The organism is Flaviramulus sp., from assembly GCF_982512915.1.
Window position 1 is genome coordinate 48,324 of the sequence record NZ_CEWOCJ010000009.1, and the last position, 12,920, is coordinate 61,243.

10 protein-coding genes and 1 riboswitch are annotated in these 12,920 nt (G+C 31.5%); of the genes, 1 reads left to right on the top strand and 9 read right to left on the bottom strand.

Annotation, left to right across the window (positions count from 1 at the left end):
- Positions 1–4: 4 nt before the first annotated feature.
- The 9 genes from AC1XJX_RS08125 to AC1XJX_RS08165 form a co-directional block, all read right to left on the bottom strand.
- Positions 5–1,252 (bottom strand): sulfate adenylyltransferase subunit 1, encoded by a 1,248-nt coding sequence (locus AC1XJX_RS08125; protein WP_482003474.1) that lies wholly within the window; start codon positions 1,250–1,252, stop codon positions 5–7.
- A gap of 79 nt (positions 1,253–1,331) precedes the next feature.
- Complete coding sequence (cysD, locus tag AC1XJX_RS08130; protein WP_482003475.1) at positions 1,332–2,267, bottom strand: sulfate adenylyltransferase subunit CysD; 936 nt, start codon at positions 2,265–2,267, stop codon at positions 1,332–1,334.
- Positions 2,260–2,877, bottom strand: coding sequence for a phosphoadenosine phosphosulfate reductase domain-containing protein (locus AC1XJX_RS08135; RefSeq protein WP_482003476.1), 618 nt, complete (start codon positions 2,875–2,877; stop codon positions 2,260–2,262). The genes cysD and AC1XJX_RS08135 overlap by 8 nt, the downstream gene beginning before the upstream one ends.
- Before the next feature lie 2 nt (positions 2,878–2,879).
- Entirely contained in the window at positions 2,880–3,146 is a 267-nt protein-coding gene (locus AC1XJX_RS08140) for a DUF2061 domain-containing protein (protein WP_482003477.1), read from the bottom strand.
- Between the two features lie 167 nt (positions 3,147–3,313).
- On the bottom strand, positions 3,314–3,727 hold the full coding sequence (locus AC1XJX_RS08145; RefSeq protein ID WP_482003478.1) for an RrF2 family transcriptional regulator: 414 nt from the start codon (positions 3,725–3,727) through the stop codon (positions 3,314–3,316).
- 14 nt (positions 3,728–3,741) lie between these two features.
- Positions 3,742–4,914 carry a trans-sulfuration enzyme family protein gene (locus AC1XJX_RS08150; RefSeq protein WP_482003479.1) on the bottom strand — a complete coding sequence of 391 codons (1,173 nt, stop codon included), beginning with the start codon at positions 4,912–4,914 and terminating at the stop codon, positions 3,742–3,744.
- Positions 4,915–5,031: 117 nt separating this feature from the next.
- A complete protein-coding gene (thrA, locus tag AC1XJX_RS08155; protein ID WP_482003480.1) occupies positions 5,032–8,433 on the bottom strand; it encodes a bifunctional aspartate kinase/homoserine dehydrogenase I in 3,402 nt (1,133 codons plus the stop codon).
- A gap of 13 nt (positions 8,434–8,446) precedes the next feature.
- Positions 8,447–9,721 carry an O-acetylhomoserine aminocarboxypropyltransferase/cysteine synthase family protein gene (locus AC1XJX_RS08160; protein WP_482003481.1) on the bottom strand — a complete coding sequence of 425 codons (1,275 nt, stop codon included), beginning with the start codon at positions 9,719–9,721 and terminating at the stop codon, positions 8,447–8,449.
- Positions 9,722–9,833: 112 nt separating this feature from the next.
- A riboswitch (SAM riboswitch) is annotated at positions 9,834–9,955 on the bottom strand.
- An 84-nt stretch (positions 9,956–10,039) separates the two neighbouring features.
- Entirely contained in the window at positions 10,040–11,590 is a 1,551-nt protein-coding gene (locus AC1XJX_RS08165) for a hypothetical protein (RefSeq protein WP_482003482.1), read from the bottom strand.
- 148 nt (positions 11,591–11,738) lie between these two features.
- Between AC1XJX_RS08165 and AC1XJX_RS08170 the strand changes: the two genes are divergently transcribed.
- Positions 11,739–12,914 carry a 2-isopropylmalate synthase gene (locus AC1XJX_RS08170; RefSeq protein ID WP_482003483.1) on the top strand — a complete coding sequence of 392 codons (1,176 nt, stop codon included), beginning with the start codon at positions 11,739–11,741 and terminating at the stop codon, positions 12,912–12,914.
- Positions 12,915–12,920: the final 6 nt, after the last annotated feature.

A 12,920-nucleotide genomic window follows, 5' to 3' on the forward strand; every position in this document is an offset into this window, starting at 1 on the left:
CTTTTTATTGAATAAAGCCAGCGCCTACGGTGTTATTATTTTGTGTATCAATTAGGATGAAAGACCCATTAGTTCTGTGATTTTTAAATGGATCGTAAAAAATAGGTTTATTTAATTTGAAGGTAACCGAAGCAATATCATTTACTTTTAAACCAGAAACATTTTCTTCAATACCAGAATAATCTGGATTGATTTTATGATTAATCTTATCAACTTTTGCTAAAACCTTATTAATGCCATGTTGTAACACGTATTTAGCACCTGTAGTTAATTGCTGAACATCCATCCAACAAACAGTTGCTGTAAATTGTTTATCGATAATAGGCAAGTCGCCAGATTTAACAATCATATCGCCTCGACTCACATTGATATCATTCTCTAAAGTTATCGTAACCGATGAGCGTCTTGAAGCTGTTTGATATTTTTGATCATAGAAAAAAATGTCTTTTATTTTAGATTTTGTTTTTGAAGGTAATACCATAATATCGTCTCCAACACTCAACTCACCTCCATAAACTTTTCCTGCGTAACCTCTAAAATCATGAAAATCTTCAGTTTTTGGTCTGATAACATATTGCACAGGAAAACGTGGTGTACCTACATTGTAAATATCTTTTTTATCAAGTTGCTCTAAATGCTCCAATAACGCTTCGCCTCTATACCAAGGCATGTTTTTAGATTTATTAACAACATTATCGCCTTTTAAAGCACTTACCGGAATGAATGTGATTTTTTGGTCTTGATAATCTCTTTTACGCATCAATTCTGAAAAATCAGCTTTGATTTTATTGTAAATTTCTTCAGAATAACTTACCAAATCCATTTTATTGATCGCCACTACAACATCTTTAATTCTCAATAAATTATTAATAAAAAAATGACGATTTGTTTGCTCAATTACACCTCTTCTTGCATCTATTAAAATAATGGCTGCTTGTGATGTTGATGCTCCGGTAACCATATTTCTGGTATACTCGACATGCCCTGGAGTATCAGCAATAATGTAACTTTTCTTTTGTGTTGAAAAATAAATATGTGCGACATCAATGGTAATTCCTTGTTCTCTTTCAGCTACCAAGCCATCAGTAGCTAATGAAAAATCTAAATAATCATATCCACGTTGCTTGCTTGTTTTTTCAATGGCTTCTAGTTTATCTGTAGTTAATGATTTAGTATCGTAAAGAATACGACCTATTAAGGTGCTTTTTCCATCATCTACACTCCCAGCTGTTGCTATTTTTAATACTTCCATTTTTTATGCTATTGGCTAATTCCCTTAACCTTTTTTAAAGTTTTCATGTTAATTAAATTAAATCTGCTCTAGTAAATTTTTAAAAGTAACCTTGTTGTTTACGTTTTTCCATGGCTGCTTCTGAACGTTTATCGTCAATACGTGCGCCTCGTTCTGAAATAGTAGATTCCCTAATTTCCTTAACTACTTTAGAAATTGTTGTTGCATCAGATAAAACAGCTGCAGTACAACTCATGTCTCCAACGGTTCTGAAACGTACTAAACGATCTTCAACCGCTTCGTGTTCATCTCTATAAACAACTTCATCATCAGCAGACCAAATTAAACCGTCACGTAAAAATGTGGCTCTTGTGTGGGCAAAATAAATAGAAGGAATTTCAATATTTTCTCTTTCGATATAAGACCAAACATCCAGTTCTGTCCAATTTGAAATAGGAAAAACACGTACATTTTGTCCGTGATCGATTTGACCATTTAGCATATCAAACAACTCTGGACGTTGGTTTTTTTCATCCCATTGTCCAAAATCATCACGCACTGAAAAAATACGTTCTTTAGCTCTCGCTTTTTCCTCGTCACGTCTTGCACCACCTATACAGGCATCAAATTTAAATTCTTCAATAGCATCTAATAGGGTTGTAGTTTGCAACATGTTTCTGCTAGAATATCTTCCAGATTCTTCTTTCACTTTTCCTTCGTCAATGGAATCTTGAACATTTCTAACAATTAGGTCTAAACCTAATTCTTCTACTAAACGATCTCTAAACTCAATAGTTTCAGGAAAGTTATGACCTGTATCAATATGCATTAAAGGGAACGGGACTTTTGCAGGATAAAAAGCCTTTACTGCTAACCGAACTAAAGTGATAGAATCTTTTCCTCCTGAAAATAACAGCACTGGTTTTTCAAACTGTGCAGCTACTTCTCTTATGATATATATCGCTTCATTTTCAAGCGAATTTATGTGTGATGTATCTTTATTAGCCATATTTATTTCATCAATTTTCTTAAGCATGTAAACCACACTCTCTGTTTTCTAAAGCTTTTGTTGGATCGAAGTATTTAAACTCGTTTGGTAAATTATTCTCTACTAAATATGTGTCTAATTTTTCATCAGACCAGTAATAAAAAGGACTTACTTTTAAAACGTCATCTTTACTTAAACTAAAAATTCCGATACTATCTCTAAAGGAAGTTTGTCCTTGGCGCAAGTTTGTGAACCAAACTTTTGGTTTATGAAATTCCAAAGCACGTTTAAAAGGCTCCAACTTTACCTGTTCAGTAAATAAACTGTGTTCCGGAGAGTCAATACTTGGAATTCCCATAACCACATCACGATGTGCGACCGTTTGTTTTGGCACATATAAAAAAATGTTTAAACCTAAATCCGCTATTAAAACCTCGGCATGTTTATACGTTTGCGGCGTATTGTAACCGGTGTCACACCATACAACTGGTATTTTAGAATTTACATTACTTACGGCGTGAAGTATAGCTGATTCATAAGGCCTAAAATTTGTAGTTACAACAGCTTCATTACTGAGTTCAAAAGCCTTTTTGATAATTTCATTAGGTAAGGCTTTTTTGTATTGAATATTTAATTCATCTATTATATTCTTGTCCATGATTATTTCCCCCATTTTATATTATTCCAAGCACGCTCATGAAAAAAATACAGTACCATTTTGGTAACCAATTCTACTAAACCAATTGAAAAAGCTAAAGCTAAAGTACCTGTTATTAACCAAGAAATTAAAACCGTATCAAGTGTCCCAACAATTCTCCAACTTATTGTTTTCGCTAAACTTCTTTTAAGTTTTTCGTTGGGCTTATCAGTTAAGTCTGATGTTTTTTCTTGTTTTGTATGTCTAGTTAAAACGCTATCAATAATCATTTAAAAAATATTTAATATTAATCCTATCGATTTAATAGGAAATACAAATATAAAACTTATTATTAAAGCACAAACAGTTTTAATACTTTTTTAGAATAATTGAATTTTATAGAATAAAAAAAGAAAAAGAATTAATAAAAAGCAATTGAATTGATAAATCCGCAGTATTAATTACTGGATAAGTCAGCTAAGGTTGTGTTTTTAAATACATTTAAAGTACTATCACGCACCTGGATCATAAGTTTATGTACACTACAAGAAACCTCATCAGGGCAATCATCACATTTTTCATAAAAATTTAAACTAACACAAGGAACCATAGCAATTGGTCCTTCTAGAACACGCATTACTTCTGTCATCAAAATTTCAGAAGGTTGTTTTCTTAAATAGTACCCACCATACTTACCTTTTTTTGATCCTAAAATACCAGCTTTTCTTAAGGTAAGTAATATGCTCTCTAAAAATTTTTGAGGTATTTGCTCACCTTTGGCAATAGCTCCAACTTGAACAGGTACGTCACTTGCATTTCTGACAATGTAAGTAAGTGCTTTTAAACCGTATTTAGTTTTTTTGGATAGCATGATGCTAATATATACTAATTTAACGCCTGCTCCAAATCCGAAATAATATCATCTACATGTTCCAAACCAACTGAAACACGCACTAAACCATCCGTAATATTTACCACTAATCTGTCTGCTTCTGCTAAACTGCTGTGTGTTGTAGATGCGGGATGTGTTACAATAGTTCTCGTATCACCTAAATTAGCAGAAAGCGAACACATTTTTATCGCATTAATAAAATTACGTCCTTTTTCAATACCACCTTTTACTTCAAAAGCAACAATATTGCCCCCTAATTTCATTTGTTTTTTAGCCACTTCGTATTGTGGATGCGATTTTAAAAACGGATATTTTACCCAATTTATTTTAGGATGATTTTCTAAAAAATCAGCCACTTTTAATGCATTTTCACAATGTTTATCAACTCTTACGGCTAAAGTTTCTAAACTTTTAGATAAAACCCAAGCATTAAAAGGTGATAATGCAGGACCTGTATTTCTAGAAAACAAATAAATTTCTCTTACTAAATCGGCTCTCCCAACGGTAACGCCACCTAAAACACGACCTTGTCCGTCAATTAACTTGGTAGCCGAATGAATAACTAGATGCGCTCCATATTTAATAGGTTGTTGTATGTAGGGTGTTGCAAAACAATTATCTATTACTAAAATAAGGTTGTGCTTTTTTGCGATGTTTCCTAATAACTCTAAATCGATAATATCGATAGCTGGGTTTGTTGGAGACTCTGCATATAATATTTTTGTATTTGACGTGATAAAACGTTCAATAGTTTCTGGCTCGTTAATATTAAAATAACTGGTTGTAATTTGCCATTTAGGTAAAAACTTTGTAAATAATGTGTGTGTAGAACCAAACACTGAGCGCGCAGATACAATATGATCACCACTATTTAATAAAGCCGCAAAAGTTGAAAACACCGCTGCCATCCCTGTAGCAAAAGCATGACCACTTTCCGCTCCTTCCATTTTACAAATTTTATCAACAAATTCTGATGTATTTGGATTTGTAAAACGACTATATATATTTCGTTGCTTTTCTTCAGTGAATGATGCACGCATATCTTCAGCATCTTCAAAAACAAAACTAGAAGTTAAATATAATGGTGCACTATGTTCTAAAAAATCAGTCCGTTCTAGTTGTGTCCGAATCGCTTCTGTTTCAAATTTCTTCTTATTCTCGCTCATTTAATTTTGTTTGGCCACGAATTCAAAAAATGTTTTACTTTTAAAAGATTCGTGTATTACTGGCTGAATTATTTCTTCAAAATTATTATCACACTTCAACTGAATCAGTGTTACAAACTAATTTATATGTTTAGACAATCTTAAAATATCTCCAAAAACACCACGAGCTGTAACCTCCGCTCCTGCTCCTGCTCCTTGAATCACTATAGGTTGTTCACCGTAACTTTCAGTAAATATCTCAAAAATAGCATCACTACCTTTTACATGCCCTAGAGTACTATCTTCTGGAATAGATACTAATTTTACTTCTAAATGCCCTTTATCCAGTGACAAATCACCTGATAAATCCCCAACATATCGTAATACATGACCTGTTTCTTGATTCTGTTTTATATTCTGAAATTCATCATCAAGAACTTCTAACTGATTTAAAAAAGAGTCTACAGAAATATTCTGATACGCTTCTGGAATTAAATTTTGAACAGAAACATCTTCAAATTCATTTTGCAAATCTAACTCTCTTGCTAAAATTAATAATTTTCTAGCCACATCATTTCCAGAAAAATCTTCTCTTGGGTCTGGTTCGGTAAAACCTTTATCAATTGTTTCCTGAATAATGGTACTAAAAGGTTTATTCTGCACTGAGAAATTATTAAATAAATAACTCAATGTCCCAGAAAATACACCACGAATTCTAGTAATATTTTCACCCGATTCGTGTAATAACTTAATGGTATCAATTAAAGGTAAACCTGCACCAACTGTAGTTTCGTATAGATACTGTTTATTATTATCCTTTAATTTCACTCGTAATTCTTTATAAAAATCATGAGTAATAGTATTGGCTATTTTGTTTGAAGACACCAAATCGAAACCAGCTTCTACCAAAGGTATATAATTTTGATAAAAATTTGAACTCGCTGTATTATCAACAGCAATTAAGTTTTCCATGTGATTTGCTTTTGCAAAAGCAATAATATCATCAATAGAACTTTTAGTCTGAATTGTTTTTATATCCGATTTCCAATTTAAATCAACACCTTTTTTATTTAAAAGAAGTTGTTTAGAATTTGCAATAGCAAATACATTTAGATGGATTCCTTTACGTTTTTCAATGTCGTTTTTAGACTTTAAAATCTGATTTATCAACGCACTTCCAACTAATCCATGACCAAAAATAGCAATGTTTACTTTTTTAGAAATACCAAAAATCTCACCATGAATAACATTCATAGCTTTATGAAGCTGACTCTTTTTAACTACCAAACTCACATTTCTACCCGTTACCGTATTATTAAAAAGTAAAGGTGTAATTTGATTTTTTATAAGGGCATTAAATGGTTTATGAAATGAACTTAATTCAATACCAATAATGGATATTACAGCCACATCATCTACCACATCAATTTTATTAACATCTTGAGAATAAAAATCTTTTTCAAACTCGCGTTCTAATGCAATAACAGCTTGGGTAGCTTGGTCTGCATCAATAATAAGACCAATACCTCTTTCAGAAGATCCTTGAGAAATGATGCTTACACTAATATCTTTATTGGCTAATGCACCAAAAATTCTGGCATCCACACCACTTTTACCCAACAAACCTCTACCTTCTAAATTTAAAAGTGCCACATTATCTAAAACGGATAATGATGTTACCTCTTTTGAGTTTGGTTTAGCTGTAATTAAAGTGCCCTCATCATCCGAATTAAAGGTGTTTAAAATACGTAAGTTGATGTTTTTTTCAACTAACGGAATAATGGTTTTTGCATGTAATACTGTGGTTCCAAAATTGGCCAACTCGTTAGCTTCACTAAATGACAGCTCTCTTATTTTTTGAGCATCCTCGACAAAATCCGGGTTTGCTGTATAAATACCACTTACATGTGTGTAGTTTTGCAACTCTTCAGCATCTAAATAATTTGCTAATAAAGCCGCTGTATAATTACTACCATTTCTACCTAAAGTTGTGGTTTCGTTATCGGTGTTTGAGGCTATAAAACCCGTAACAATATGAACGGTATTGCTACTATTTATTTTAAAATACCCCTTAATATTATCTTTTGAAAGTTGTGCTATTGGTTTAGCATTCCCAAAATTACCATCCGTTTTTATAAGTTTTCTAGCATCTGTAGCTTTCGCTTTAATAGCTTTTAACTTCAATAATTCTGATACTATCTTAACAGATAATAATTCGCCTTGTGCTAAAATTTCATCTTTAGTTTTTTTACTAAAATCCCTTAATAAACTTACACCCTCAAATAATTTTTCTAAAACTGAAAATTCTTCTGAAAAATCAATCGTACTTAATGGCTCTTTTTGATAATTTTTAAAAAATTCAAAATCATTTTTATAATCTAATCCTTTATGGGCTTTATTAAGAATGTCTTCAAGCTCATCGGTAGCATTACCACGAGCTGAAACTACAACTGTTATTTTTTCTCCAGCATTTACTTTATTTTCGATGATAGAAATCACTTTATTTAAGCCTTCTCCATTAGCTAAAGATTTTCCTCCAAACTTTAATACTTTCATTTTTTTCTTTTTTGAATCTGGTACAAATATGCCTTCTACAATTTTTTCTAATTGCTCATATTCCATTAAAAACGCATCATGTCCATGTACCGAATTAATTTCATTGTAAGTAACATTTGCATGCGTTACTGCCAATTGCTTATGAGTTTGCCTATTTTCTTCAGCTGTAAAAAATAAATCAGAATCAACGCCAATGATATGTATGTTAGCCTGAATGGCTTCCAAAACATTTAAATCAGATTTTCGGTTTTTAGTAACATCAATCGTTTTTAGCAATTGATTCATTAATTTATAAGCTGAAAGTTGAAAACGTTCTTGTAATTTCTTTCCGTGATGCAACAACCAACTTTCTACATTAAAAATTTCTGAATCTTCATTTTTTGATCGTTGAAATCGCTCTTTAAAAGATTCAGGTGTTCTGTAACATAACATTGCATGCATTCTTGCATCGTGAACAGGGTTTTTAGAATTTAGCAGAAACTGCTCTTGTATTTGACAATTTGCAATCAGCCAATCAGTCGATTTCCAATCGGTAGCCACTACAACTAAATGCTCTGTGAAATCAGGTTGTAATACCGCCATTTCCCATGCAATTCCACCACCTAAGGAACCTCCAATTGTTGCAAATAGTTTGCCTAATTTTAATTTGTTTAAGCCTATTAAAAACAGTTTTGCTATATCTCTGGCAACAAAATCTTTGTAGTTTTCAATTACAAAACCATCAAACCCATTTCCTGGAATATTAAAAGCTACAACGGTGTAAAGATTGGTATCGATAACTTTATCTGCTCCTACTAAATCTTTCCACCAGCCATTTTCGCCTGCAACATTACTGTTACCAGTTAGCGCATGATTTACAAGTATAACAGGCGCAGAACCTAAAGCTTTCCCAAAAATTTGATAACTCAATTTTATCTCTAGGATTAAGACTTTACTTTGTGTAGTAAAGTTTTTAATGATGATATGTTGCAATAAATGCTTCAATTAACTTATTTTATTATATGGTTGCGAAAGCAGCTTTCAAATCAGCTTTTAAATCCTCTAAATCTTCGATTCCAACTGATAAACGAATTAAATCTGAAGTTACTCCTGCAGATTGTTGTTCTACTTCATTTAATTGTTGATGTGTTGTACTAGAAGGGTGAATAATTAATGATTTTGTATCTCCAATATTTGCTAATAATGAAAATAATTTAGTGTTATCTGCAATAGCTTTTGCTGCATCAAAACCACCTTTGGCGCCAAAGGTAACAATTCCACTCTGACCATTAGGCAAATATTTTTTAGCTAAGCCTTTATAATTACTACTTTCTAAACCAGGATAATTTACCCAAGCTACTTCATCTTGTGCTTCTAACCATTTTGCTAATGCTAAAGCATTTTCACTGTGTTGTTTGATTCTAACAGAAAGTGTTTCTAATCCTTGAATGATATTAAAAGCATTTGTAGGGCTTAAAGCACCTCCAAAATCTCGTAGACCTTCAAGAATTAATTTAAATGTATAGGAAGAAGCTCCTAAAGTTTCATAATATTTTAAACCATGATAACCTGCGGAAGGCTGGGTGAATTCGGGAAATTTCCCATTAGCCCAATCAAAATTACCACCATCAATTATAGCACCTCCTAATGAATTTCCTTGACCACCAATATATTTTGTTAAGGAGTGAATAACAATATTAGCTCCATGTTTTATGGGATTTAACAAAGCAGGGGTAGCAACCGTATTATCTACAATAAATGGCACACCTGCTGCTTTTGAATGCTTTGCAATAGCTTCAATATCTAAAACATCTAATTTTGGATTTCCTAAAGATTCTACAAAAAAAGCACGTGTATTATGTTGTACGGCAGCTGCAAAATTCTCAGGATTATCAGCATCTACAAAAGTTGTTGTAATACCCAAACGTGGTAGTGTTACATTTAATAAATTATAAGTACCTCCATACAAACTGCTTGAAGCAACAATATGGTCGCCAGCTTTTAAAAGTGTTAATAATCCAGTTGAAATAGCCGATGTACCTGAAGCAAAAACTACAGCTCCAACACCACCTTCAATGGTTGCTAAACGTTCCTGCAAAATTTGGTTAGTTGGGTTATTTAAACGTGTATAAATAAACCCTAATTCTTTGAGTGAAAACAAGTTTGCGGCATGATCTGAATTATTAAAAACATAAGATGTTGTTTGATAAATAGGAACGGCTCTTGCTCCTCCATTTGCTGCGAAATCATGTCCTGCATGTAATGCGTTTGTTGCTAATTTTTGTGTACTCATTTTTCTAATTTTTTTATTAATAAATTAATTAAAAAGCCAAATGCGCTTATGAAAGCGTACTTAATAGAAAAATGTTAAAAAGAATATAGAAATTACTTTCTGTAATTTCGTTAGGTTATCTATCTAAAACTCTAAATTATTTTTAGAACTTAAGTAGAATTTAGCACCTTCTTTACAAGTAAAGGGTTGCTAAGGCTTCATAGGGTCTAATCCCTCCGCCTTTCTTGATAACATTTCAGTAAGTGCTTGAACTTTGTGAGTGCAAATATTCGTTCAGAAAAAGTTAATATCCAAATTTTTTTGATTAAAATTTTAAATTTATAAATGGTTTTGGCTAATTAAAAACTTTTCTTGTATCACTAAATCTATTGGTTTATTTTGAATTTTAGACTCCAACCACGAGATAATATCTAGATATAAAAAGGCACGACTTTGATAAGGGTCGTTCTCAAATTCTTTTAATTTTTTGTGAAGCTTCACAAATTCTTCTCTCACTTCGTGTGGATAAATATCCCCCAAACCTCTTAAAAATTTTATAAACTCTTTTTGAACTTCATACAAATCTTCCATTTTAATCAAAAACTTGTAAGTGCTCTTAATTAAAACATCCAAATGGTAATCTAGACCGGCTTCATAATGAGCAACAAGATTTAAAATTCTAGCAAAACAAAGCAAATCTTCACGCATTTGTAAAGACTTATTACTAATAATTTTTTCTAAAAATTTAATACATTTTTTATTTTCTCCAGCACCAAAATACATACTTGCTATTTTGTAATAAAACACCATAATGTGATGCTCATCAATACGGTTGTTATATTTTTTTAAACGTTCTAAAAGCTCATCAATAAGAGGCAAACCTTCTTTAAACCTGCCTTCCATAAAATGGAGATTAAACTTATTATTATAAATAAAAAGGAAAGCTAAACTTTCATTATTATCATCTAAAGGAAACCAACTTTCCTTAGTAATAGCTTCAAGTTGAAGCAAAGTTTCTTTAAATTTTTCGTACTGTCTTAAATAAAAAAGTGTTTCTAATAAATAATGATTTCCTCTTAAAAAAAAGACTGGGTTTAAAATAATTTGATCTTTGTTTTCGTAAAATAAACTAACCCATTTTGATGCATATTTATAACAAGATAAAAAATCGACAGTTAAAAAACTGTACCATAAATACGATTTATAAAGCCAGAGTTTTTCTCTAAATCCAAGTTTATTAATATCATATTTTGGGAGTCTATCATTAAAATAATTGGTAATTATTTGATGCTCTTCATCATTCTTAATATAGCCGGTTTTTAAAAATAATCCATATAATTGAAGTGATAAATTGGATAATTTACTAGCTAAAACATTTTGCAAACTAAGCTCTTTGGCTTGTATAGTTAGCTCATCAGCTCTATTACTTAAACTTCTTGTAATATATTGAGATTCAATAACTTTTTCAAGTTCCACAATTTCATAAGCCACATTTTTTTCTTCATGAGAAATGGCTAAAGTTTTAGCTTTATCTAATATTTTTAAACTCTGTTTGTATAATCCTTTGTGGTAAAGTATTGTTGCAAAATCAAGTTGTTCACGAATTTGAATTCTAATATTTTGATGCGAAGGATTGAGTCTTAAGCTTATTAAAATTTGTTTATATAAATGCGCTTTTAAATTTGAAAGCTGCTGTTTTTTAACAATACCCTTTTTTAAAATTGTCGATTCATCATAAACTGATAATTTATCAAGAATATTAAATAACGTTAAAAATTTAGAGTCTTCATTTACCCCTAATCTTCCAACATAAAGTTTGAATTGTCTTTTTTCAGATTTTGACAAGGACTTTACTAATATAAACAAATTATCTTTTTGCTCTTTTGTCATAGTTATAAAAACAATAATAAAATATTGATTTACAGTATTTTAAACTAATTATTACTAAGTTAAACATCGTAATAATATAACGTTGAATTCTCTTTTTCGATAACCAAAATATAACTTCGTAGAACAATAAGAAAATATATTTTAATAAATGTCTGATAATAAAGTTCAAATTTTTGATACAACACTAAGAGATGGAGAGCAAGTACCTGGTTGTAAGCTAAATACTGAGCAAAAAATAATTATAGCCGAACAACTTGATATTTTAGGTGTTGATATTATTGAAGCGGGGTTTCCGGTTTCTAGTCCTGGCGACTTTAAATCAGTTGAAGAAATTGCTAAAATTGTAAAACACGCTACGGTTTGTGGTTTAACACGCTCAGTTGAAAATGATATCAAGGTAGCTGCTGAAGCTTTAAAATATGCTAAAATACCCCGAATACATACAGGTATTGGAACCTCAGATTCTCATATTAAACATAAATTCAAATCAACTCAAGAGGACATCATTGATCGCGCTGTGAAAGCTGTAAAATATGCTAAGTCTTTTGTTGAGGATGTAGAGTTTTATGCGGAAGATGCAGGTAGAACTGATAATGAATATTTAGCTAGAGTTTGCGAGGCTGTCATAAAAGCTGGAGCTACTGTTTTAAATATTCCAGACACAACTGGATACTGTTTGCCAAGTGAGTACGGAGCTAAAATAAAATACTTAAAAGAAAACGTAAATGGTATTGATAAAGCTATTTTATCTTGCCATTGCCATAACGATTTAGGATTGGCTACTGCAAATTCTATTGAGGGAGTAATTAATGGAGCTAGACAAATTGAATGTACCATAAATGGTATTGGAGAACGCGCTGGAAACACTGCTTTGGAAGAAGTGGTTATGATTTTAAAACAGCATCCTTATTTAAACCTAGATACTAGAATTCAAACCCAAATGCTTTATGGTATTAGTCAACTAGTTTCGGATAGTATGGGAATTTATACCCAACCTAATAAAGCCATTGTAGGTGCAAATGCATTTGCCCACAGTTCTGGTATTCATCAAGATGGGGTAATAAAAAATCGTGAAACTTACGAAATTATTGACCCTAAAGATGTTGGTGTAACAGAGTCCGCTATCGTTTTAACAGCTAGAAGTGGTAGAGCCGCATTAGCATACCGAGCAAAAAATATTGGATATGAATTAACAAAGCTTCAATTAGACGAAATCTATACAAAATTTTTAGATTTTGCCGATAAAAAAAAGGAAGTGGTTGATAATGATATTCATCAAATTATAGAAAATAGCAAAGTATACAAAGAAATTATTTCTGCTTAAACTAAA